The organism is Rhizobium sp. NZLR1 (assembly GCF_017357385.1).
In the GTDB taxonomy this organism is placed as follows: Bacteria; Pseudomonadota; Alphaproteobacteria; order Rhizobiales; family Rhizobiaceae; genus Rhizobium.
In genome coordinates this window covers 163231-187485 of sequence record NZ_CP071632.1, presented here as the reverse complement: position 1 = coordinate 187485, position 24255 = coordinate 163231, and the positions used below count along the sequence as shown (strand labels likewise).

General features: G+C 62.5%; 22 protein-coding genes. 18 read left to right on the top strand and 4 right to left on the bottom strand.

Translation table 11 applies throughout. The features are described from left to right. Positions 1-15 precede the first annotated feature (15 nt). A complete protein-coding gene (gene dapB, locus J3O30_RS00880) occupies positions 16-840 on the top strand; it encodes a 4-hydroxy-tetrahydrodipicolinate reductase (RefSeq protein WP_207582454.1) in 825 nt (274 codons plus the stop codon). 21 nt (positions 841-861) lie between these two features. Further along, positions 862-1497: a 2,3-bisphosphoglycerate-dependent phosphoglycerate mutase gene (locus J3O30_RS00875; protein WP_164006076.1), complete on the top strand. Its 636-nt coding sequence runs from the start codon at positions 862-864 to the stop codon at positions 1495-1497. Positions 1498-1541: 44 nt separating this feature from the next. Here J3O30_RS00875 and phnF read toward each other — a convergent pair whose 3' ends face one another. Next, positions 1542-2279: a phosphonate metabolism transcriptional regulator PhnF gene (phnF, locus tag J3O30_RS00870; protein ID WP_207582453.1), complete on the bottom strand. Its 738-nt coding sequence runs from the start codon at positions 2277-2279 to the stop codon at positions 1542-1544. 108 nt (positions 2280-2387) lie between these two features. Here phnF and phnG point away from each other — a divergent pair, with 108 nt between their 5' ends. The 15 genes from phnG (at position 2388) to J3O30_RS00795 (ending at position 15080) form a co-directional block, all read left to right on the top strand. After that, complete coding sequence (gene phnG, locus J3O30_RS00865) at positions 2388-2864, top strand: phosphonate C-P lyase system protein PhnG (RefSeq protein WP_207582452.1); 477 nt, start codon at positions 2388-2390, stop codon at positions 2862-2864. Beyond that, on the top strand, positions 2864-3472 hold the full coding sequence (phnH, locus tag J3O30_RS00860; protein ID WP_207582451.1) for a phosphonate C-P lyase system protein PhnH: 609 nt from the start codon (positions 2864-2866) through the stop codon (positions 3470-3472). The genes phnG and phnH overlap by 1 nt, the downstream gene beginning before the upstream one ends. 4 nt (positions 3473-3476) lie before the next feature. After that, positions 3477-4583: a carbon-phosphorus lyase complex subunit PhnI gene (locus J3O30_RS00855; RefSeq protein ID WP_207582450.1), complete on the top strand. Its 1107-nt coding sequence runs from the start codon at positions 3477-3479 to the stop codon at positions 4581-4583. After that, complete coding sequence (locus tag J3O30_RS00850; protein WP_207582449.1) at positions 4580-5455, top strand: alpha-D-ribose 1-methylphosphonate 5-phosphate C-P-lyase PhnJ; 876 nt, start codon at positions 4580-4582, stop codon at positions 5453-5455. Before J3O30_RS00855 ends, J3O30_RS00850 begins: the two co-directional genes overlap by 4 nt. Then, positions 5452-6228 carry a phosphonate C-P lyase system protein PhnK gene (gene phnK, locus J3O30_RS00845; RefSeq protein WP_207582448.1) on the top strand — a complete coding sequence of 259 codons (777 nt, stop codon included), beginning with the start codon at positions 5452-5454 and terminating at the stop codon, positions 6226-6228. Before J3O30_RS00850 ends, phnK begins: the two co-directional genes overlap by 4 nt. Positions 6229-6308: 80 nt before the next feature. Further along, positions 6309-7016, top strand: coding sequence for a phosphonate C-P lyase system protein PhnL (gene phnL / locus J3O30_RS00840; protein ID WP_207582447.1), 708 nt, complete (start codon positions 6309-6311; stop codon positions 7014-7016). Continuing rightward, positions 7013-7630, top strand: a complete 618-nt coding sequence (locus J3O30_RS00835) for a DapH/DapD/GlmU-related protein (protein WP_207582446.1) — start codon at positions 7013-7015, stop codon at positions 7628-7630. The genes phnL and J3O30_RS00835 overlap by 4 nt, the downstream gene beginning before the upstream one ends. Before the next feature lie 128 nt (positions 7631-7758). Next, positions 7759-8604 carry a phosphonate ABC transporter ATP-binding protein gene (gene phnC, locus J3O30_RS00830; RefSeq protein ID WP_207582445.1) on the top strand — a complete coding sequence of 282 codons (846 nt, stop codon included), beginning with the start codon at positions 7759-7761 and terminating at the stop codon, positions 8602-8604. An 86-nt stretch (positions 8605-8690) separates the two neighbouring features. Then, the gene (phnD, locus tag J3O30_RS00825; protein WP_207582444.1) at positions 8691-9596 is read left to right on the top strand and encodes a phosphonate ABC transporter substrate-binding protein; all 906 of its coding nucleotides are present in this window, start codon (positions 8691-8693) and stop codon (positions 9594-9596) included. Positions 9597-9661: 65 nt separating this feature from the next. Next, positions 9662-10621, top strand: a complete 960-nt coding sequence (phnE, locus tag J3O30_RS00820) for a phosphonate ABC transporter, permease protein PhnE (RefSeq protein WP_207582443.1) — start codon at positions 9662-9664, stop codon at positions 10619-10621. Between the two features lie 7 nt (positions 10622-10628). Further along, complete coding sequence (phnE, locus tag J3O30_RS00815; protein WP_207582442.1) at positions 10629-11972, top strand: phosphonate ABC transporter, permease protein PhnE; 1344 nt, start codon at positions 10629-10631, stop codon at positions 11970-11972. Positions 11973-12116: 144 nt separating this feature from the next. Next, positions 12117-12812, top strand: coding sequence for a DUF1045 domain-containing protein (locus J3O30_RS00810; protein WP_207582441.1), 696 nt, complete (start codon positions 12117-12119; stop codon positions 12810-12812). 13 nt (positions 12813-12825) lie between these two features. Then, positions 12826-13965: an alpha-D-ribose 1-methylphosphonate 5-triphosphate diphosphatase gene (locus tag J3O30_RS00805; RefSeq protein ID WP_207582440.1), complete on the top strand. Its 1140-nt coding sequence runs from the start codon at positions 12826-12828 to the stop codon at positions 13963-13965. Beyond that, positions 13962-14558 carry a phosphonate metabolism protein/1,5-bisphosphokinase (PRPP-forming) PhnN gene (gene phnN, locus J3O30_RS00800; RefSeq protein ID WP_207582439.1) on the top strand — a complete coding sequence of 199 codons (597 nt, stop codon included), beginning with the start codon at positions 13962-13964 and terminating at the stop codon, positions 14556-14558. The genes J3O30_RS00805 and phnN overlap by 4 nt, the downstream gene beginning before the upstream one ends. 18 nt (positions 14559-14576) lie before the next feature. Then, positions 14577-15080, top strand: a complete 504-nt coding sequence (locus J3O30_RS00795) for a GrpB family protein (RefSeq protein ID WP_207582438.1) — start codon at positions 14577-14579, stop codon at positions 15078-15080. A gap of 29 nt (positions 15081-15109) precedes the next feature. On the opposite strand, the gene J3O30_RS00790 is transcribed toward J3O30_RS00795, so the two are convergent. Together J3O30_RS00790 and polA are read right to left on the bottom strand one after the other, a co-directional pair. Continuing rightward, positions 15110-17455, bottom strand: coding sequence for a DNA translocase FtsK (locus J3O30_RS00790; RefSeq protein ID WP_207582437.1), 2346 nt, complete (start codon positions 17453-17455; stop codon positions 15110-15112). Between the two features lie 267 nt (positions 17456-17722). Beyond that, positions 17723-20722 carry a DNA polymerase I gene (gene polA / locus J3O30_RS00785; protein WP_207582436.1) on the bottom strand — a complete coding sequence of 1000 codons (3000 nt, stop codon included), beginning with the start codon at positions 20720-20722 and terminating at the stop codon, positions 17723-17725. Positions 20723-21231: 509 nt separating this feature from the next. Here polA and J3O30_RS00780 point away from each other — a divergent pair. Continuing rightward, on the top strand, positions 21232-21648 hold the full coding sequence (locus J3O30_RS00780) for a MarR family transcriptional regulator (protein WP_164006058.1): 417 nt from the start codon (positions 21232-21234) through the stop codon (positions 21646-21648). A gap of 19 nt (positions 21649-21667) precedes the next feature. Here the strand turns inward: J3O30_RS00780 and J3O30_RS00775 are convergent, their stop codons facing one another. After that, on the bottom strand, positions 21668-24046 hold the full coding sequence (locus tag J3O30_RS00775) for an EAL domain-containing protein (protein WP_207582435.1): 2379 nt from the start codon (positions 24044-24046) through the stop codon (positions 21668-21670). Positions 24047-24255: the final 209 nt, after the last annotated feature.

Here is a 24255-nt window from a genome sequence, read left to right as displayed (position 1 = left end):
CCTGGTGAGCATGACATGAGCGATGCTGCGATGAAACTGGTGGTGGTTGGCGCAGCCGGGCGCATGGGGCAGACGCTGATCCGGCTCATCCATTCCATTGAGGGCGCCACACTCCATGCCGCAGTCGAGCGCAGCGGTTCGCCCTTTATCGGCAAGGATGCCGGCGAGATCGCCGGTCTCGGCCCGACCGGTGTCATTATCGGCGACGATCCGCTCAATGCCTTTCTGGATGCCGAAGGCGTGCTCGACTTCACCTCGCCTGCCGCAACAACGGAATTCTGCGGCCTCGCCGCTCAGGCCCGCATCGTCCATGTCGTCGGCACGACCGGCTGTTCGGCTGAAGACAATGCCAAGATCGCCGCCGCCGCCCGCCATGCCCGTATCGTCAAATCAGGCAATATGAGCCTCGGGGTCAATCTGCTCAGCGTGCTCGCCGAGCAGGCCGCGCGTGCGCTCGAGCCTGATGACTGGGATATCGAGATCCTGGAAATGCACCACAAGCACAAGGTGGATGCGCCTTCCGGCACCGCCCTTCTGTTCGGCGAGGCCGCAGCAAAGGGGCGCGGCATCGATCTTGCCGCAAAATCCGTGCGTGTGCGCGACGGCCATACCGGCGCCCGGCAAGCCGGCACGATCGGCTTTGCGACGCTGCGCGGCGGCTCCGTCATCGGCGAGCATTCGGTGCTGTTCGCCGGTGAAGGCGAAATCGTCACCCTGTCGCACAGCGCAGCCGACCGCTCGATCTTTGCGCGCGGCGCCATCAAGGCCGCACTCTGGGCGCGCGACAAGAAGCCGGGTCTCTATTCCATGCTCGACGTGCTCGGGCTTTCTTCTTCATAACGATATTGCGGAGGCAAATTCATGAGCGGTACCCTCGTCCTCGTTCGCCACGGCCAGAGCGACTGGAACCTGAAGAATCTCTTCACCGGCTGGAAGGATCCCGATCTGACGGCGCTCGGCATCGAGGAGGCCAATGCCGGCGGCAAGGCGCTTGCCGAATACGGGATCAAATTCGACGTCGCCTACACCTCGGTGCTGGTGCGCGCGCAGCACACGCTGAAGCTCATCCTCGACAAGGTCGGCCAGCCCGATCTGCCAACGATCCGCGACCAGGCGCTGAACGAGCGCGACTATGGCGATCTCTCCGGTCTCAACAAAGACGATGCTCGCGCCAAATGGGGCGAGGAACAGGTGCATATCTGGCGCCGCTCTTATGACGTGCCGCCGCCCGGGGGCGAGAGCCTGCGCGATACCGGCGCCCGCGTCTGGCCCTACTACCTCACAGAAATCCTGCCGCGCGTGCTCAACGGCGAGAAGGTGCTGGTTGCGGCACACGGCAATTCGCTGCGCTCGCTTGTCATGGTGCTCGACAAGCTGAGCAAAGAAGGCGTGCTTGCCCTCAATCTCGCGACCGGCGTTCCCATGGTCTACAAGCTGAAGGCGGATTCCACCGTCGCGTCGAAGGAAGTGCTCGGCGATATGTCCGGCGCACACTGAATTCTGTCGTCCGTGCCAGCCGGAGTCGGCTGGCACCTCATGTCTCAATTCTCGATGGTGAACTGCACCCGGTCGGCTGCGAACCGGCTGATCGAATATTGCACCGGCACGCCATCGAGATCAGTGTTCATCGCCTTTGCGATCAGCAGGATCGCGCCGGGGGTGAGTTCGAGGTCGGCCATATCGGCTGCATTCGCATGGGCGGCCGTCACCTCGGTCGTTGCACGGACATAGTCCGACAGGCCGAGCTCGGCGAAAGCCTTGGTGATCGATTCGTGCTTGCGGTAGGCCTCGCCGATCCCGGCAAAACGCCCGGCAGGAAACCAGCTCGTCGCCTTTGAAACCGGCCGCCTGTCGGCATGGCGCAATGTTTCCAGCCGGATCACCTGCCCCCCTGGCTTGATATTCAGCCAGCGGGCGACCTCGGCGCTGGCCTCCTCCTTCACCTCGTCGAGCAGAAGGCCGCGCATCTCGCGCGCCTGATCGCCGATGCCGGCGGTAAATCGCGTGCGCCGGGCAATCGGGAAATTCAGCCGCTCCTTGCGCTCGATCAGCGTGCCGCGACCTTGTACCGCACGGACGATCCCTTCCTGCGCCAAGGCCGCCAAAGCGCTCCGCACCGTATGCCGGTTGACGCCGAATTGCAGCGCCAGGACCGTCTCCGGCGGCACCATTCCGGTCTCGTCATAGGTACCGCTGCTGATCGCTTCGCGGATCCGATCGGCGATCTGGCGCCAGAGCGCCACGCCCGTCTGCCTTTGCACCTGCTTTAATCCTGGCATTCCGCCCCCGTTCCCACGTCCGATGTCACACGCTTGTCACCACATCGATTTAAGCGTAGGTATATCTTGTATGGTTGTCTATATCAATAGACATTTGAGGAAGCGACAATGATATCAGCGGATAGGACAGGCGCAACGCCACAGACGGCATCCGGGCGCAAACGCGCCGCCGACCTGCTGGCGCGCGCGGAACTGAGCGAACTCTCGGCGGTCTGGAACGCGTTGCCGGAAAAGCCCGCGGCACATCCGGTGCGCGGACCGGAGACCGGGTTGGTGATGGTCCGCGGCCGCATCGGCGGCGGCGGCGCTCCCTTCAATCTTGGCGAGGTCACAGTGACCCGGGCCACGGTCCGGCTCGTCTCCGGGGCGATCGGCCATGCCCAGGCGCTGGGCACCGACCGTGAGAAGGCCCGGCTGGCGGCGATCTTCGACGCGCTCTGGCAGGAGGAGGCGACGAAGGATTTTGTCGAACAGGCACTGCTTTTGCCCGTCGCCGAACGGATCGCCGATGCCGAACGCCGCAAGGCGGACGAGACGGCAGCGACCCGCGTCGATTTCTTCACCATGGTGCGGGGAGACAACTGATGGGACTGAAGACAGAAGCCCTCACAGGTGGCTTTGCCGACCCGGTCTTCCACGCCCAGAGCGTCTTCAAGATGCTGATGGACGGCATGGCTCGCCCCGGCACGATCCACACCGTCCGGCCCGATGTCGCGCCGCCTGTGCCGTTCGGTATTGGCGCCGGCACGATCGCGCTGACGCTTTGCGACCACGACACGCCTGTCTGGCTGTCCCAGGGACTGGCGAAATCGGCCGCGCCGGAGTGGCTCGGCTTCCACACCGGCGCGCCGCTGACCGGTGAAAAGGCTGAGGCCCGCTTCGCCTTCACGGAGGCCGGCACCGCGCTTTGCTCCTTCGGCCTGTTTGCATCGGGCACGCAGGAATATCCCGACCGCTCGACGACTGTTGTCATCGAGCTCGCCGATCTCGAGGGTGGACGCAGGCTGGCGCTGATGGGGCCCGGTATCCAGACTGTGACGGAAATCGCGCCTGTCGGGCTGCCGGAGACCTTCCTGCGGCTCTGGACCGAGAACCGCGCGCTCTTCCCGCGCGGCATCGACATCGTGCTGACGTCGGCCGAGCGTTTCCTCTGCCTGCCGCGCACCACCAAGATCACAGCAACGGAGATCTGAGCTCATGTATGTTGCCGTCAAGGGTGGCGAGGCCGCCATCGCCAATGCCCACCGCCTACTGGCCGACCGCCGCCGCGGCGACCGTTCGTTGCCCGCGATCGGCATCGAACAGATCGTGGCGCAGCTGGCGCTCGCCGTCGACCGGGTGATGGCCGAGGCCTCGCTTTTCGACCGCACACTCGCAGCGCTTGCCGTCCGCCAGTCGCGCGGCGACATGATCGAGGCGATCTTCCTGCTGCGCGCCTACCGCACGACGCTGCCGCGTTTCGGCTATTCCAAGCCGCTTGACACGGCTGATATGACGATCGAACGCCGCATCTCGGCGACCTACAAGGATCTGCCGGGCGGCCAGCTTCTTGGGCCCACCTTCGATTATACCCACCGGCTGCTCGATCCGTCGCTGCTTTCCGACGAGGCGGTCGAGACGCCTGCCCAGCGCACAGCCGAGACCGGCCGCGTCATGCGCGTCTCCGAGATCCTCGGCGAGGAGGGGCTGATCGAGGCCGACGGCGACATGCCTGAGGATCACGAGATCGGCGACCTGACCCGCGAGCCGATGGAATTTCCGATGACCCGCGATCTGCGCCTGCAGGCGCTCGCCCGCGGCGACGAAGGTTTTCTGCTGGCGCTCGGTTATTCCACCCAGCGCGGCTACGGCCGCAACCACCCCTTCACCGGCGAGATCCGTATCGGCGAGGTCGAGGTGGAATTCGACGTGCCGGAACTCGGTTTTGCCGTCTCGCTGGGCACGATCCAGATCACCGAGTGCCAAATGGTCAACCAGTTCAAGGGTTCGGCGACGGCACCCCCGCAATTTACCCGCGGCTACGGCCTGGTCTTCGGCCAGAGCGAGCGCAAGGCGATGGCGATGTCGCTGGTCGACAGGGCGCTTCGTGCCGAAGAGCTCGGCGAGGATATCACCGCCCCGGCACAGGACGAGGAATTCGTCATCTCGCACTCCGACAACGTCCAGGCGACCGGCTTCGTCGAGCACCTGAAGCTTCCGCATTATGTGGACTTCCAGGCCGAACTCGATCTCGTCCGCCGCATGCGTCGCGAATTCGAAGCCGCCCGCAACGCTGGCGAAGACATGAAGGAGGCCGCCGAATGAGCGATCTGGCCAGCTACAACTTCGCCTATCTCGACGAACAGACCAAACGGATGATCCGCCGCGCCATCCTGAAAGCGATCGCCATTCCCGGCTATCAGGTGCCTTTCGCTTCGCGCGAAATGCCGATGCCTTACGGCTGGGGCACCGGTGGCGTGCAGGTGACGGCCTCGATCATCGGACCGGATGACGTGCTGAAGGTCATCGACCAGGGTGCCGACGACACGACCAACGCCGTTTCCATTCGCGCTTTTTTCCAGAAGGTCGCCAATGTCGCGGTGACGACGCGCACAGGCGAGGCGACGATCATCCAGACGCGCCACCGCATTCCGGAAGAGAAGCTCGGGCCCGGCCAGGTGCTCGTTTACCAGGTGCCTATCCCCGAGCCGCTGCGTTTCCTCGAACCGCGCGAGACCGAGACGCGCAAGATGCATGCTCTCGAGGAATACGGCCTGATGCATGTGAAGCTCTACGAGGATATCGCCCATAACGGCCGCATCTCCAAGACCTATGCCTATCCGGTGAAGGTACACGGCCGTTACGTCATGGACCCGTCGCCGACGCCGAAATTCGACAATCCGAAGATGCATATGTCGGACGCGCTGCAGCTTTTCGGCGCGGGACGCGAGAAGCGCATCTATGCGGTTCCGCCCTATACCGACGTCGTCAGCCTGGATTTCGATGACTATCCCTTCGACATCCAGCGCTTCGACAAGCCCTGCGCCCTTTGCGGTGCCGAGGATGTCTATCTGGACGAGGTGGTTCTCGACGACAAGGGCGGGCGCATGTTCGTCTGCTCCGACACCGATCACTGCGAAGACCGCCGCGCCCATGGGCATGCCGGCGAGATGTTGGCCCGGGAGGCTGCAGAATGAGCGATATCCCGCTTCTCAAAGTCCATGACGTTTCGAAATTTTACGGCAACCGGATCGGCTGCCGCGACGTCTCCTTCGATCTCTGGCCGGGCGAAGTGCTCGCCATCGTCGGCGAGTCCGGCTCCGGCAAGACGACACTGCTGAACTGCCTCTCCACCCGGCTGCTGCCGAGCACTGGCAGCGTCGAATACCACATGCGCGACGGCAGCTACCGCGACCTCTACCGCATGAACGAGGCCGAGCGGCGTTTCCTGATGCGCACCGACTGGGGCTTCGTGCACCAGAATCCGGCCGACGGCCTGCGCATGACCGTCTCCGCCGGCGCCAATGTCGGCGAACGGCTGATGGCGATCGGCGACCGGCACTATGGCACGATCCGCGCTTCGGCGATCGATTGGCTGGAGCGCGTCGAGATCGACGCCGACCGCATCGACGACCAGCCGCGCGCCTTTTCCGGCGGCATGCGCCAGCGCCTGCAGATCGCCCGCAACCTCGTCACCGGCCCGCGCCTCGTCTTCATGGACGAACCCACGGGCGGCCTCGACGTCTCGGTGCAGGCACGCCTGCTCGATCTGGTGCGCGGCCTCGTTAACGATCTCGGCCTGTCGGCGATCATCGTCACCCACGATCTCGCCGTCGCCCGCCTGCTCTCACACCGGATGATGGTGATGAAGGACGGCTACGTAATCGAACACGGGCTCACCGACCGGGTGCTCGACGACCCGCGCGAACCCTACACGCAACTGCTCGTCTCCTCGATCCTGCAGGTCTGAGCAATTCAAGACTTTACAGCGTCCTTGCGCGTCTTTTCAGGGCCCGGCGCTGTAAATCCGAAACCAGGAAAGAAGACATCATGCCAACGCCCCTCGTCGTTTCCGAAGTCTCGAAAAGCTTCACCATGCACCTGCGCGACGGCATCAGGCTGCCCGTCGTTTCCAATGTCGCCTTCTCGGTCGCCTCAGGCGAATGCGTCGTGCTCGGCGGCCCATCGGGCGTCGGCAAGAGCTCGCTGCTCAAGATGATCTACGGCAATTATGCCGTCGACACTGGCCAGATCCTCATACGCCACGACGGGCGCATCGTCGACCTCGCCGCCGCCGATCCGCGCACCGTGCTCAACGTGCGGCGCCACACGCTCGGCTATGTCAGCCAGTTCCTGCGCACAGTACCGCGCGTCGCGGCGGTCGATGTGGTTGCCGAACCGCTTGTGGCGCGCGGCGAAGACGCCGCCACGGCACGGGAAAAGGCGGGCGCCCTGCTTGCCAGGCTCAACCTGCCGGAAGCGCTCTGGCAACTTCCACCCGCCACCTTCTCCGGCGGCGAGCAGCAGCGCGTCAACATCGCCCGCGGCTTCATCACCGAGCACACGATCCTGCTTCTCGACGAACCCACAGCCTCGCTCGATGCCAAAAACCGTGCCGTCGTCGTCGGCATGATCGAGGAGAAGAAGAAGGCGGGTGTCGCGCTTCTCGGCATTTTCCACGACGAGGAAGTGCGCGAGGCGGTCGCCGACCGCATCCTCGACGTCCAGCTGTTCTCGCCTGGAAAGATCGCCGCATGAGCCGCAAGCTTGGCATCGAGCCCTATGTGCATGAGACGGCATCCGTCAGCGATTCCACCTTCGGGCGCTATACGGAGGTCTCCGAGCGCTGCCGCATCAGCGAGGCCACGTTCGGCGACTATTCCTACATCATGCAGGATGGCTCAGTCTGGTGCGCAACGATCGGCAAGTTCGTCAATATTGCCGCCGCCGTGCGCATCAACGCCACCAATCATCCGACCTGGCGGGCGACGCTGCATCATTTCACCTATCGTGCCGCCGACTACTGGCCGGACGGCGACATGGAAACCGATTTCTTCGCCTGGCGGCGGGCAAACCGCGTGACGATCGGCAACGATGTCTGGATCGGCCATGGGGCGACCATCCTGCCCGGCGTCACCGTCGGCAACGGCGCGGTGATCGGCGCCGGTGCGGTGGTATCGAAGGATGTCGCTCCCTACGCGATCGTCGGCGGCGTGCCGGCCAAACCAATCCGCGAACGCTTTCCAAGAGAGATCGGCGAACGGATGGACAGGCTTTCCTGGTGGGATTGGGAGCACGACCGGCTGCGCCAGGCGCTGCAGGATTTCCGCAACCTGAGCGCGGAAGATTTCCTGTTCCGCTACGGTGGTTAAACCGCCGATATAGATGCGCAACAAGCGCGGGGATATGTGACAGGACTTACACAAATATGACATGGGAGGTTCATCAAGCGGGACTAATGCGATGCTGACCAAGGCCTGGAGTGCAAAGGGAAAGCATGATGTTCGAGCTGAAGAATGTCACACGTCGTTTCGGAAAAAAGCTCGCCGTCGATTCCGTCACGCTCGACATTCCTCAGGGCCAGATGGTCGGCATCATCGGCCGATCCGGCGCCGGCAAGTCGACGCTCTTGCGCATGATCAACCGGCTGCAGGAACCGAGCTCCGGCTCCATTCATTTCGCCGGCGTCGAGGTCTCCGGGCTTCGCGGCCGGGCGTTGCGCAACTGGCAACGCGATTGCGCGATGATCTTCCAGCAGTTCAACCTGGTGCCGCGCCTCGACGTTCTGACCAATGTCATGCTCGGCCGCCTCAACCACCGCTCGACGCTTCTGAGCCTGCTCAACATCTTCACCCGCGAGGAACGTGTGCATGCCATCGCTGCGCTCGAACGCCTCGGCATCGAGCAGACGGCGTTGCAGGCATCCGGCACGCTTTCCGGCGGCCAGCAGCAGCGCGTGGCGATTGCGCGAGCGCTGATGCAGAACCCGAAGATGGTTCTCGCCGACGAGCCGATCGCCTCGCTCGATCCGCTGAATGCCAAGATCGTCATGGATGCGCTGCGCGATATCAACGAGCGCGAGGGCATCACCGTCATCACCAACCTTCACACGCTCGACACCGCCCGCAACTATTGTGAGCGCATCGTCGGCATGGCCAGCGGCCGCGTCGTCTTCGACGGCAAGGCCTCGGAACTGACCGCCGAGGCAGTGAAGGCAATCTACGGAACGGACAAGGATGGCGCCGGCATCGACGAAACGATGACCTCGACATCCATCAATATCGCTCCCGAGCGGGCAGACAATCAATCCGCCGGCGCCCAACCGCTGGCGCTGGCCGGTCTCTGAGCGAGGCGGCCGCGATCGCGCGCCCGCGTCAAGGGCACACTTCTTCGTAACGGAAGACCGGGGGCACCGGTCAATAGGAGAGACACATGTTGAAGAAAGCACTCTTTGCGGCAACGGCGCTCTTCGCGCTCGCCGGCGCCGCCAACGCGGCAGATCTCAAGGAATTCCGCATCGGCATTCTCGGCGGCGAAAACGAAACCGACCGCCTGCGCAACTATGCCTGCCTTGCCGACCACCTGAAGCAGGAATTCGGCTTCGAGAAGGTGTCGCTGTTCCCCGCCGCCGACTATGACGGCGTTATCCAGGGCCTGCTCGGCGGCACGCTCGACTTCGCCGAACTCGGCGCTTCCGGCTACGCAGCCATTTACATCAAGGACGAGAAAGCTGTTACGCCGATCCTGACGACGCAGCAGAAGGACGGCTCGACGGGTTACTACTCGGTCGGTCTCGCCCTGAAGTCCTCCGGCATTAAGAACATCAAGGACGCCAAGGGCAAGAGGCTCGGCTACGCCGATCCAGATTCCACCTCCGGCTATCTCGTGCCGCTGACGCAGATCCCCAAGGACACGGGCATGCCGAACGACAAGTTCTTCGCCTCGACGCAGTTCAACGGCGGCCACGAGAACAACCTGCTTGCCGCTTATGACGGCAAGGTCGACGTTGCCGTCGACGACTCGTCGGGCATCGGCGAATTCAAGGACGGCTACACCTCCGGCACCTTCCGCAAGGAAGTCGACAAGGGCGCCGTCGATCCGAACAAGCTGGTTGAAGTATGGCGTTCGCCGCTGATCCCGAACGGCCCCCTCGTCGTTCGCAACGCCCTCGGCCAGGACTGGCAGACGAAGCTTGCAGCCTTCTTCACGGCTCTGCCGGAGAAGGATCACAAGTGCTTCGCGGCTGTCGAAGGCGGCGACTACAAGGGTTACGCCCCGGTCAAGCACGACTTCTACAACGCCGTCGTCGAAGTCCGCAAAGCTGCCATCGGCGGCTGATCGGTTTCTGGAATGCGGGGCGGCCGGAAACGGCCGCCCTTTATCTTTGATCGGGCGAGGCGTCCATGACTATTGCCGATACACAGCCGCACATGCAGAGCACGCAGGAGATCGGCACCGCCTGGGAGCGGATGGTCGCCAAGCGCCGCTTCTACACTATCCTCGGCCTGGTTATCTTGATTGCGGCCTTCGTCAGTTCCGTCCGCTTCGCCGACGAGAGCAATGCCGGCCATTTCTTCGACCGCCTGCCGCATATCTTCGACTTCCTGAGCTGGCTCATCCCCAGGGACTGGAACGATGTCTGGCGTGCGCTGTTCGACATTGCGAGCGTCAACGACAAGGGCGGCGAGGAATTCAATTTCGACAAGGGCCGCGTCTACGTCTGGGGCGCTTTCTACATCCCCGAATATTTCGAGCTGATGATCGTCACGATCAACGTGGCGCTGATCTCGACGATCGTCGCTTTTGTCTTTGCCGTTCCCTTGAGCTTCTTTGCCGCCCGCAACCTGACCAGTTCATGGCCGCTGCGCATCGTCGCCAAGCGCCTGATGGAATTTTTGCGCGCCTTCCCTGAGATCGTTATCGCCGGCCTGTTTTCCGCGATCCTGTCGATCGGGCCGGTGGCTGCCATCATCGCCATCACCCTGCACACGATCGGCGCGCTCGGTAAACTCTTCTACGAAGTGGCCGAGAATATCGACATGAAACCCGATGAGGGCATGAAAGCCGTCGGCGCCAACTGGTGGGAGCGCGTCCGCTTCGCCGCTCTGCCGCAAGTGCTGCCGAATTTCACCTCCTATGCGCTCTTACGCCTCGAGATCAACGTGCGCGCCTCGACCATCATCGGCGCCGTCGGCGGCGGCGGCATCGGCGAGGAGTTGAAGCTTTCGATCTCGCGCGGCTTCGGCGCCAAGACGATGGCGCTCGTTCTGCTGCTGTTCGTGACGATCGTCGCCGTCGACCAATTCTCCGCATGGCTGCGCCGCCGCCTCGTCGGCGAGCACGCCTTCCTTCTGCAACATTGAGGCCGCCATGACGGTGATCGACGCAAACCGCATGCATGAGATAGAAACGCGCTATCCGGAATATTTCCACCGGTCGTTCCGCCAGCGTTTCGGCGGGCTGATGATCCTGATCGCGACGCTGCTCTATGGCCTCTATGCCGTCTGGTTCTTCGACCTGCCTAAGCTTTTCGCCGAAGCCCATTGGGAGCGCGTCGGCATCTATCTCAGCCAATGGGTGAGCTACGACGTTCAGCCGGAATTCCGCATCGGGGATGACGGTTCGATCGATATCCGCTATCCACGCTTCTCGCCTCTCGGCGACAATCCGCATCCGGACTGGTTGGTCAACAATCCCGATGGCAGCATCACGGTTTCGATCAGCGGCACCAGCCGCACCGTCACCGTCTCGAAGAGCGAGACGATCGTCACCGCGCATGGCATCAGCGTTCCCGTCGAGGTTTCGAGCGGTGCGCCGAAAGTTGTCGGGCCGGTGCCCGGCTGGATGACCGTCTATGACGACAATGTGCTCGCCGATCTCGGCTTTGCCGGCGACGTCAGCATTTCCGTCGACCGGGTGAAGATCCGCAAGCGTTTCATCGGCTGGGCGAATTTCATCTTCGACACGCAATCGTCCTTCTTCGACAAGCCGGTCGGCGAGGTCGTCAGTCTCATCGTTTCCGGCCCGCGCATCAAGCCCGACCAGTCCAACCTGGCGCTCGCCTTCGACGACATTTGGAACAACAGCGAATGGCAGCACGGCGATGTCTGGACCAAGCTTTTCCAGACGATCGTCATGGCATTCCTCGGAACGCTGCTCGGCTCGCTCACAGCCTTCCCGCTGGCCTTCCTGGCGGCGCGCAACATCACGCCGAACCGGCTGCTCAATCAGATCCTGAAGCGCTTTTTCGATTTCCTGCGCTCGGTCGACATGCTGATCTGGGCGCTGTTCCTGACGCGCGCCTTCGGGCCTGGCCCGCTTGCCGGCAGCGGCGCGATCTTCCTCACCGAGACCGGCACGCTCGGCAAGCTCTATTCCGAAGGGCTGGAGAATATCGACAACAAGCCACGGGAAGGCATCAAATCGACCGGCGCTCAGACCGTGCTCGTCCATCGTTACGGCATTATGCCGCAGATCGTTCCCGTCATCGTCAGCCAGACGCTCTACCAATGGGAATCGAACGTGCGCGGCGCGACCATCATCGGCGCCGTCGGCGCGGGCGGCATCGGCCTCAAATTGTGGGAGGCCATGCGCACCAACGCCAACTGGGAAAACGTCGCCTACATGGTCATCCTGATCCTGATCGTTGTGTTCATTTTCGACGCCGCCTCGAACGCGCTGCGCCACCGGCTGATGGGCACGAAAACCCACTGATATATCCGCTCCAAAGGCCGTGGCGGCGCTGCCGCCATCATCATTCTGTCACGGAAATCTTTTAGCCGGGAGCCTGCTTGCGGTTCGCCGCCAAATCACTGCACATTGCGCTCCCCCGTTTCGATGATCCTCAGGATAAAAGCCTTGCGCTATGCTCTCTATTTCTCGCCGCCGAAGGACGATCCCCTGACCGGCGAGGCGTCGCTCTGGCTCGGCCGCGATGCGTTCACCGGCGAGACCTATTCTGCGTCAGAACATGAGAGACTGGGTGCGGCGGAGCAGTTCGAGCTGACCGCGGATCCTCGCCGCTACGGCTTTCACGCGACGATCAAGGCACCGTTTTCGCTCGCCGCCTCGGTCACCGAGAAGGATCTCATGGCCGTTGCCGAGGATTTTGCCGCGCGCACTGAAGCTTTCGAGATTCCTGAACTCGTGCTGGGCCAGCTCGGTCGTTTTTTTGCCCTCGTTCCCGGTTCTCTTCATCAACCTCTTCAGGATTTCGCCGCGAAGGTGGTAAGGTCCTTCGAACCGTTCCGCGCAACGCTTTCCGAGGCCGATATGGCGCGGCGCAACCCGGAGAAGCTCAGCGACAGCCAGCGCACCCATCTGCAGCGCTGGGGTTATCCTTATGTGATGGAGGATTTCGGCTTCCACATGACACTCACCGGCCAGGTGCCCGAGACACGCGCCGCAGTGATGAAAGCGATCCTGACCGAGCGTTTTGCCGATTTCACCGGTCGGCCGCTTACGATTTCGGGCCTTGCCGTCTTCACCGAAGAAACGCGCGGCGCCCCGTTTAAAGTTCATTCCTGGCTGCCGCTTGCCGGCGCCAAAAGCTGAAAGACCAGACGAGATGAGCAAAGAGACCGTGTTTTCCAACGCCCGCATCGTTCTTGAGGATGACATCCTCTCCGGATCGATTCTCATTCGCGACGGCAAGATCGCCGACATTTCCGAAGGCAACTCGGTAGCCGGCGAAGATTTCGAGGGCGACTACGTCATTCCCGGCCTCGTCGAGCTGCATACCGATCATCTTGAAGGCCATTATCAGCCGCGTCCCGGCATTCGCTGGAACAAGACCGCCGCAATCCAGGCGCATGATGCCCAGATCGTCACTTCAGGCATCACCACGGTGTTCGACTGCCTGCGCATGGGCGCGGACGAGGACGGCGGCTTCGAACATGGCGAGATGCGCGAGATGGCCGACGCCATCCAGTCGGCGGAGAAGGAAGGCCGGCTGCGCGCCGAGCACCTGATCCACCTGCGCTGCGAGGTCTCGGCCGACAATGTGCTCGAACATTTCGCCGATTTCGAAAACGATCGGCATGTGCGGCTGGTCTCGCTGATGGATCATGCGCCCGGCCAGCGTCAATTCCAGACGATGGATCAATATATCTTCTACTATCAGAAGAAGCGCGGCCTGAGCGACGAGGTCTTCGCGCGTTTCGTCGCCAAGCGCCAGGCGGAATCGGCGCGCAACTCGACGCCGCATCGCAACGCCATCGCCAAGGTCTGCGCCGAACGCGGCATCACCGTGGCAAGCCACGACGACGCGACGCTCTCCCATGTCGGCGAGGCGATCGACAACGGCGTGCGGCTTGCCGAATTCCCGACCAGCTTCGACGCAGCCCGCGCCTCGCACGGTCACGGCATGAGCGTGCTGATGGGCGCGCCGAACATCGTGCGCGGCAAATCCCATTCCGGCAATATCGCTGCCCGCGACCTTGCCGAGATGGGCGTGCTCGACGTGCTTTCCTCCGATTACGTGCCGCTCAGCCTGCTGCATGCACCCTTCATCCTCGCCGATGAAGTCGAGAGCATTACCCTGCCGAAGGCGATCGCCATGGTGACGTCGACGCCCGCCCGCACCGTCAGCCTCGACGATCGCGGCCGGATCGCCACCGGACTGCGCGCCGATCTCGTCCGCGTCCACCGTTCGCATGGCGTGCCGGTGACACGCTCCGTCTGGCGCCAGGGACGCCGTGTCGCATGAGCCCTTACGAACCCCATCCAGGAGCCGGAGCCGAGCGCGGCATCATGGTCGTCGTCGTCGGGCCGAGCGGCGCCGGCAAGGACACGCTGATGAACCTCGCCGCGCGGCATTTCGCCGGCCGCGCCGACGTACATTTCACCCGCCGCGTCATCACCCGCCACCGCGACGCCGGCGGCGAAGACCATCTTTCCGTCTCCCTCGAAGGGTTTGCCGCGATGGAGCAGTCGGGCTCCTTCGCCGTCTGGTGGGAGGCGCATGGCTTGAAATATGGTATTCCGGCCGAGGTCTCGGTGGCATTGTCGCGCGGCCATGTCGTTGTCGCCAACGGCTCGCGCTCGGCGCTTCACCGTTTCCAGGCGGCTTTCCCGCGGCTCAAGGTGATCAACGTCACCGCTCGCCCGGAAGTGCTCGCGAGCCGGCTGGAGGCGCGCGGGCGCGAGACGCATGAGGATATCATGGCGCGGCTTGCCCGCGGGCCGCTGACGGTGCGCGGCGACTACGACGTGGCGGAGCTCGACAATAGCGGCTCGCTCGAAGAGGCCAAGCAGAAGATGGTCACGATCCTCGACGGGCTGCTCGCCGAGATTCACTGACCGAGATCGGAAGGAAGCATGCGCGCCATCAAAGTGGTCGACTACGATCCCTCCTGGCCGCTGCTGTTTGCCCAAATCAGCAGTGAAGTCTCTATTTTGCTCAGTGATTCCGTGCTGTCCATCGATCATATCGGCAGTACGTCTGTGCCTGGTCTGGCGGCCAAGCCGAAGATCGACCTCGATATCGTCGTGATCTCAAACGCCGTTCTGCCGACGGCGATCGAAGCGGTGCGCTCTGCCGATTTCGTCTTCCACGGCGACGCTGGAGAGAACCGGTGGGCCTTCACCCGAGATCATGACGGCTACGGGTTCAGGCTCTGTGTCTGCGGACCCGATCATCGCGGACACCAGGAGCGCATCCTGTTTCGCGACTATCTCGTGGATCACCCTGAGAGAGCTGCAGCCTATGCCGACCTGAAACGTCGGCTGGCTGCGGAGGCAGACGGAAATTGGGACTTTTATACCGGCGGAAAGACCGAGTTCGTCAGCGAGACGGTGCGGTTGGCAGTCTCAAGAATGTGAACGGAGTGCGTGGCACACTCCGCGCCTGATTAGTCGCCGTCACCCCGCCCGGAAACGATCTCGCGCTTGCCGACATGGTTGGCCGGGCCGACCAGACCTTCCTTCTCCATGCGCTCCACCAATGAGGCGGCTCTGTTATAGCCGATGCCGAGGCGGCGCTGGATGTAGGAGGTCGAGCACTTCTTGTCGCGCAGGACGACCTTCACCGCCTGTTCGTATAGCTCGTTGCCATCCTCGGAGGCCATGGCGCTCTTGTCGAAGACGGCGCCGGCTTCTTCCTCTTCCGTTTCTTCCTCTTCGTCGGCGGTGACGGTGTCGAGATATTCGGGGCGGCCCTGGGTTTTCAGATGGGCAACGACCTTTTCAACCTCGACGTCAGAGACGAAGGGACCGTGGACGCGGGAAATCCGGCCGCCGCCCTGCATATGCAGCATGTCGCCCTGGCCGAGGAGCTGCTCGGCGCCCTGTTCACCGAGGATGGTGCGGCTGTCGATTTTCGAGGTCACCTGGAAGGAGATGCGGGTCGGGAAGTTCGCCTTGATCGTACCGGTGATGACGTCGACCGATGGGCGCTGCGTCGCCATGATCAGATGGATGCCGGCGGCGCGGGCCATCTGGGCGAGGCGCTGGATCGCACCTTCGATCTCCTTGCCGGCGACCATCATCAGGTCGGCCATTTCATCGACGATGACGACGATATAGGGCATCGGCGTCAGGTCGAGCGCCTGGCTTTCCTCGATCGGGACGCCGGTGCCCTTGTCGAAGCCGACCTGGACCATGACATGGATCGTCTCGCCCTTGTCGCGGGCCTGCGCCACGCGCTCGTTATATCCGTCGATATTGCGGACGCCGAGGCGCGACATCTTGCGATAACGCTCCTCCATTTCGCGCACGGCCCATTTCATCGCCATCACCGCCTTCTTCGGATCGGTGACGACAGGCGTCAGAAGATGCGGGATGCCGTCATAGACGGAAAGTTCGAGCATCTTCGGGTCGACCATGATCAGCCGGCACTGTTCCGGCGTCAGGCGGTAGAGCAGCGACAGGATCATCGTGTTGATGGCGACCGACTTGCCGGAGCCGGTAGTGCCGGCGACGAGCAAATGCGGCATCTTGGCGAGTTCGGCAATAACCGGCTCGCCGCCGATGGTCTTGCCGAGACCGAGCGCCAGCTTGTAGCCGCTCTTCTCGAAATCCTGGCTTTCGATCATCTCGCGGAAATAGACGGTTTCACGAGTGACGTTCGGCAATTCGATGCCGATGACGTTGCGGCCGGGGACGACGGCGACACGGGCCGAGAGCGCCGACATCGAGCGGGCGATATCGTCGGCAAGACCGATGACGCGCGACGATTTCACGCCCGGCGCCGGCTCGAATTCATAAAGCGTGACGACTGGGCCGGGGCGGACATGGATGATTTCACCCTTGATGCCGAAGTCCTCGAGTACACTTTCCAGAAGCCCGGCATTCTGCTCCAGCGTCTCCTGCGACATGATCTCGCCGAGGCGTTCCGGCGGTTCCTGCAGGAGGGCACGCGGCGGAAACTCATAGCCGGATGCGTCGATCTTTTCGGGTCTTGTCACACGACGCGGCGAGGGCAGGACCGCGGCGACGGGCGGCGTAGAACGGGGTGTCGGCGCAGCCTCAGGCGCCAACGCGACTTGAGGAGCTGGCGCAATCTGAGGGGCTGGCGCAGCCTGGGGGGAAGGTACGACCGGTGCCTCGACAGGAATGCGCCGGAGCCGTTCCAGGGATATTGCGGCCGGAGGGCGGACGGCGAGCTTTGCGGAGACCGCGGCGGGCGGCTGAACCGGGCGGGAGGCGACGGGCGCGGGGGCCGGCCGGCCGGGGCGCCATTCCATGATGCGGAACAGCGACGTGATCGATTCGGGCGCAGTCTCGACCTTCGGGAACGAGATCAAGGCAGGCGCGCGAACCGGCTCACCTTCTTCGAAGGCCATGACTTCCCAGAAGGCGAAATCCGAAATGGAAGAAAGCTCGGCACTGGCGCGGAAGGCAGGCGCGGCGGGCCCTTCGGGCAAGGGTGACGGTTGCAGTTCGATCACGTGCGGTGCTGCGGAAAGTTCGTAGGGCTCCGGCAGATAGGCATCGAACGGCACGTCGACGGCGACCGGCTCGATGCGTATCGCCTGCTGTCCAATCTGCGAATCATCCCGAACAAGCTCATTCGGCGCCCGCCGCTTGCTGATCAGCGTTTCCGGCGTGCGGGTGAAACGGACATTCGGCGCGAGAGAAAAATTGCTCTGCCAGATCGGTGCCGCCGGCTTTTCTCCGGGATTTATCTCCGGAAGCTCGGTTTCAATCTCGCTGGAAAAGTCCCCGGCGTCCGTCAAATTGGTTCTGGGAAAACGCATGCGTCCGCTACTCACTCATGCCTAACAAATTGCGACCCTACCGGGATAGAAAAGGAAGGTTAATAAGTTCCTTCCCGCCGTATCGTTCTGATACGGCTCCCGTCGCTAAATCGCTGCGATTTCAGTGAGTTGAGTTAAGCGGAAAAATCTTTGCCAATTTTGTGAGGACCCGAAGTGCGGCGCATCGACTCTGATGATGCGGAGCCTATCAGGCCCTCGTTTTCTGCATGTCGTTTACCCAAGATGCACACATTTGGGCGACATGGATCAATGCGCCTCGTCCCAATTGCTGGCAGCGCGCGCATCGACCCTCAGCGGCACGCGCATTTCGAGCGCCGGCATGGTGGCGTTTTCCATGACCGAGACGATGATCGGCATCGCCTTTTCGACATCCTCGTCCTCGACTTCGAAGATGAGTTCGTCATGCACCTGCAGCAGCATGCGGACGCGATCGCCAAGGCCGACTTCAGCCAGCGCCGGCTCCATCTTGATCATCGCCCGGCGAATGACGTCGGCAGCCGAGCCCTGGATCGGCGCGTTGATCGCCGCACGCTCGTTGAAGGCGCGTACCGACGGGTTGGAAGAGCGGATTTCGGGATAGTTGATTCGCCGCCCGAAGATCGTCTCGACATAACCCTTGTCGCGCGCCATGGCCTTTCGGCTTTCCATATAGTCGCGGATGCCCGGGAAACGCTCGAAATACTTCTTGATGTAGTCGCCGGCTTCCGAACGCTCTATCGATAGCTGATTGGCGAGGCCGAAGGCCGAGATGCCGTAGATGATGCCGAAATTGATCGCCTTGGCGCGGCGACGCACCTCGCCCGGCATGCCCTCGACCGGCACACCGAACATTTCCGACGCGGTCATCGCGTGAATGTCGACGCCATCCTCGAAGGCCTTGGTCAGCTGCGGGATCTCGGCCACATGGGCAAGCACGCGCAATTCGATCTGGCTGTAGTCGGCAGAAATCAGCTTGTGGCCAAGTGTCGAGATGAAGGCGGTGCGGATCTTGCGGCCTTCGGCGGTGCGCACCGGAATGTTCTGCAGGTTCGGCTCGGAGGAGGACAGGCGTCCCGTCGTCGTCGATGCCAGCGAATAGGAGGTGTGGACCCGTTTGGTTTCTGCGTGGACATAGCCCGGGAGCGCGTCGGTATAAGTGGACTTCAGCTTGGTGACCTGGCGCCAGTCGACGATTTTGCGCGGCAGCTCGAAACCGGCGGCGGCCAAATCCTCGAGCACCTGCGCGGAGGTGGACCATTGCCCGGTTTTGGTCTTGCTGCCGCCGGCAAGGCCCATCTTGCCGAACAGGATGTCGCCCAGCTGCTTCGGCGAGCCGATATTGAAGCGCTCGCCGGCCAGCACATAAATCTCGTCTTCCAGCCTGGCGGCGCCCTGGGCCAGCTCGCCGGACAGGCGCGACAGGATCTGCCGGTCGACGGTGATGCCGCGCGCTTCCATGCGCGCCAGCACCGGCAGCAGCGGCCGCTCCAGCCGTTCATAAACGCTGGTCAGTCCTGCCGCCGCCAGCCGTGGCTTCAGCACCAGCCAGAGGCGCAGCGTCACGTCGGCATCCTCGGCCGCATAATGGGTGGCGCGATCGATATCGACGAGATCGAAGGTGACATTCGCTTTGCCGCTGCCGGCCACGTCCTTGTAGGGGATCGGGGTATGACCGAGGAATTTTTCCGAGAGCGGGTCCATGCCATGGGCGCCGGTGCCGGCGTCGAGCACGTAGGAGATCAACATCGTGTCGTCGAAACTCCTGGTCTCGATGCCGTAGCGCTTCAACAGCAGATAGTCGTATTTCAGGTTCTGCGCGACCTTGAGAACCGCCCCGTCCTCCAGCAATGCCTTCAGCCGCGGCAAGGCATCGCGCATGGCGACCTGGTTTTCGACAAGGCCGCCGCCGAGCAGATCGCCGACGCCGTTCTTGTGGGTGAGCGGCACATAGGCGGCGCGGATCTTGGTGCCGGTGGGATCGGCCACATTGTCGGCGATCGCCAGCGAAAAGCCGACAAGCTCGGCCTGCATCGCATCGAGCGAGGTGGTCTCGGTATCGAAAGCAACGAGGCCGGTATCGCGCGCATCGGCGATCCACCGGTCGAGCGTCGCCAGATCGCGGATCGTCACATAGGCCGAATGATCGAAGGGCAGCGTCGCAAAGGCGTCGGCGCGCGCCTTGGCAAGATCGGCGGGTGAGAAGGCGCCTTCGACGGCGGTCTTTGCCTTCGCACGGGCTGGCACCGGCACCGATTCGCCGGAAACCTCGGGGATGCCGCCGGCAACGGGGGCCGGCTCGGCCGCATCGAGATCGGGGCCGTGGGCAGCCTTACCCCATTCGACGTTGACGATCGCCGGTTCGATGGCGTTCGCATCGCAATCGCAGACTTCGGCGACGCGGCGCGTCAGCGTCGTGAATTCCATGGTCTTGAGGAAGCCTATCAGCTTCGGGCCGTTCTGCGGCTCCAGCACCAGCGCGTCGAGATCGAGATCGAGCGGCACATCGGTGCGCAGCCGCACGAGGTCGCGCGAGAGCCTCGCCATATCGATATTGGCGAGGATCGTCTCGCGGCGCTTGACCTGCTTGATCTCGGTGGCGCGTTCGAGCAGCGTGTCGAGATCGCCGTATTCCTCAAGAAGCTGGGCGGCGGTTTTCGGGCCGATGCCGGGAATTCCGGGAACATTGTCGACGGAATCACCGGTCATCGCCTGCAGATCGATCATCTTTTCTGGCGGCACGCCCCATTTCTCGATGACGTCAGGAATGCCGATCTGCTTGTCCTTCATGCTGTCATACATATGGACATTGGGACTGACGAGCTGCATCAGGTCCTTGTCGGAGGAGACGATGGTGACATCGGCGCCGGATGCCTCAGCCTGGCGGGCGTAAGTGGCGATGATATCGTCGGCCTCAAAACCTTCGGTCTCGATGCAGGGCAGGTTGAAGGCGCGGGTGGCTTGGCGGATCAGGCCAAATTGCGGGATGAGCTCCTCCGGCGGGGCGGACCGGTTCGCCTTATATGCGTCGTAAAGATCCTTGCGAAACGTCTTGGCGGAATAATCGAAGATGACTGCAAGGTGTGTCGGCGTCACGCCGACATCGGTATTGCGCGCATCCCTCAACAACTTCCACAGCATGTTGCAGAAACCGGAAACGGCGCCGATCGGCAGGCCATCGGTCTTGCGGGTCAGCGGTGGCAGTGCATGAAACGCCCGGAAGATGAATCCGGAACCATCGATTAGGAAGAGGTGATCGCCTTTTTTCATGGGTGCATGGATAGCGCGGGCACGGGACGAGGTCTATATAAAGTTCGGCGCGCGAAAAGGGTTACGCACCTCTATTCAGAGGCGCAAAGGACGCTGTCGCACTTTGAATGGACGCATAATTTTTTCCTTAAACCGCATTCCGAATCGAGGAATTGTGCAGCGGAGATTCCGCTCACCAAACTGTTACCGATTTGTAACGGTCGCCCTCCCTTGAAAAACCACATTCACAGGCACAAATCCATGTCACCGGCGCTTGATCGCGCCGCGGGTCTGACTACCGGCTTGTCCCCCGCCGCGTCAGGCTTGGACAAAGGCCTTATCCCCCTCTCCGGGCCTTTGTCCCCACTTTAAGGTCGCCATGGCCAACCTCCAGGCCATGGCGACTTTTGTTTTTCCTGGGCACTCGAAATTATCATCGTCGCTTGCATATTTTGAAGCATCGCATGCGATTTGCTGCATTGTCTCCAGCATGGTTTTGAGCCTAACTTGCAATCATGGGATTTAACCGCATGGATTCGGGAGCCTACCTTGCCAGCCAGCTGGCGAAGGGTTTTGCCCGCTCGCTGCACCAGCGCGCGGTCGGGCTCGGTTTTTCTCCGGGCCAGTTCCCCATTCTGCTGGAACTCTGGGCCGAAGACGGGCTGACCCAGAAACAGCTTCTCGAGCGGGTCGATATCGAGCAGGCGACCATGGCCAACACGCTTTCGCGCATGGTCCGCGACGGGTTGATCGAACGCCGGCCGCATCCATCCGATAAGCGGGCGCAACTGCTCTTCCTGACGCCGAAGGCCAGCGCCATGGAGGCCGAGGCGATCGAGACCGCGCGTGAGGCCGACCTTGCGCTGTTTAAAGGTTTTCGGGTTTTCGAGCGCGAGCTGACACTTGAATATATCCGCCGGCTTCTGGAAAACGCCAAGGCGCTCTGACCGGGATTATTTGCTGAGATTATTCGTTGACAAGGCGTGTGCGCCGTCGCGGCGGCATGCCGGGTCCGGCCTGCCGGACGTTTTTACCGACGGCTAGCTTCAAGCTCGGCTCGATATCCGGCTTGCCGAGCAACAGGCCCTGCACCTGTGCGCAACCTTCCTCGACGACGATCTGGCGCTGCATCTCCGTTTCCACACCCTCGGTGACGACGGGCATGCCGAGGCTGTGGCCGAGACCGATGATAGCGCGCACGATCGATCGCGCCGCCGCGTCATGCTCCAGCACGCCGGTGAAGCTGCGGTCGACCTTGATCTTGTCGAAGGGAAACGAGCGCAGGTTCGAGAGCGAAGAGTAACCGGTGCCGAAATCGTCCATGACAATGTGCACCCCCAACCTCCGCAGGCGCTGCAGCATTGCCATCACCCGGTCGCGATCGCGGATCAGCGCTGCCTCGGTGATCTCAAGCTCCAGCCGATCGGGTGCGAGCCCGGTCTCGGCAAGCACCGCCTCGATCCGCTCGCACAGGTTGGGCAGCATGAACTGCACCGGTGAAACATTGACTGCAATCGTCAGCGGCTGCGGCCAGCGCGCGGCCTCCATGCAGGCCTGCCGCAATATCCATTCGCCGAGCTGAACGATCGAACCGCTTTCCTCGGCGACGGGGATGAAAATGTCGGGCTCGGTCATGCCGTGGCCCGGCCGGTGCCAGCGCATCAAGGCCTCGTAGCCGCTGATCTCGCCGCTCTGTGCATTGAGGATCGGCTGATAGTTGACATGGAGTTGATTGCGGATGATTGCATGGCGCAGGTCGCTTTCGATCTGGCGGCGGTTCCGCGCCGCTTCGTCCATCTCCGCGTCGAAGAAACAAGCCCGGCCGCGACCATCATGCTTGACGCGGTAGAGTGCGGTATCGGCATTGTTGCAGAGTTCTTCGGCCGTGCGCCCATCTCTTGGATAGAGCGCGATGCCGAGGCTGACGCCGACGGCTGTGGGGTCACGGGCCGTGTCCATCTCGGCGGCGAATTCGTCGATGATATCAGCCGCAAGCTTTTGCGCCGACGCCGGCTGCTGCCCAGCGGATTGGATGATGGCGAATTCGTCGCCGCCGAGCCGGGCGATCGTATCGCTCTCACCGGCCACCCGGCGCAGGATAGAGGCAACCTTGCGGAGAATGCGGTCGCCTTCGGCGTGGCCGAAGATGTCATTGACGGCCTTGAATCGATCGAGGTCGAGACAGAACAGCGCCACCTCGGTGTTCTTTCGCTCCGCCACCTGCAGCGCCTGCCGGATGCGGGTGTCGAACAGCGACCTGTTCGGCAGATCGGTGAGCACGTCGTGATGGGCGAGATGCTCGATCATCTCCTCGGCCTGCTTGCGCTCGGTGAGATCGCGCACCGCCAGCACCTCGCAATTGCGGCCACGATAAACGATCTTGCTGGAGGTCGCTTCTACGGCAATCTCTCGGCCGGCGCGGGTGTTTAGCAGCGTCTCGCCGGGCCGGTTCTCCCGAGGTCCCTGAACGACCGTCAGCACATCCGAGGGGACCTTACCCGAGAGATCGGCAAGCTTCCAGCCTGATAAGGCCTGGAATCGTTCGTTGGCATCGATGATCCGGCCTTCGCGCAGGATCAGCAACCCCTCCTGCGAGGCATTGGCAAGCCCGCGCAGATCCGTCAGATGGCTTTGGACGAAGACCACGGCAAGTGCGACCAGGATAAGAGCCGTTGCCGCCACCACGACGATCGCCGCAAGCACCCTGGTGTCGAGCACCGATGTGGGAACCTCCATACCGGGGTCCGGAACGAGCGTAATGCTGCCCATCGAAATGAAGTGAAGAGTGCAGATGGCGAGGACGAACACCAGCGATGAGGTGAGGAGACGCCTCATCCCCTTCAGACTGAAAAAGATATGGAAAGCGGCGCTCGACAGAAGCATTCCGGCAAGGACCGCCGTCAGTGTCATCAGAGGATCGTAGAGGATAACAGCCTGCGCCTCGATCGCCTGCATGCCGGTCAGGTGCATGGAAGCGATGCCGAGGGCCATCAGAACGCCGCCGCGGATAGAGGAAAATCTTCCGTCACGTTGCGAAGCGGCGAGGATCGCCACCCATGAGCCGACCACCGACAGGAGAAAGGAAAGCAGCGTCAGGTCGAGCGCGTAGCTGATTGGCGTGCCGCCATCATAAGCGAGCATCGCGATGAAATGCGTTGCCCATACGCCGGTGCCGAAGGCAAAGCCCGACGCGCCGATCCAGAGCTTGCGGCGTCCGGCGTCGCAGTCCTGGGCACGGGAATACAGCAGCATCGCCGCCATGACGCCAACCAGGCAGACCGCGGCCGCCGCCACGACTAGCCGCCAATCGTGATTGTCGCGAATACATGCAATGACCGAAAACATCTGCGCCCCCGAACAGCTGGTTTTGGCCGATGCTATTTAGGTTGTGCTAATTAACTGTAAATTGAATTAGGTCTTTCTTTATTATCGTGAAACGGCCCTCCATAAGACCGATCCACGTCGCTTCAGCACTCTTGCGCCTCCCGCCTGATTTTTACGTTTTCCGCCTCGCCTGCTTTCCTGGTTTGGTCTATCGTCCGGCCAAATTTCGA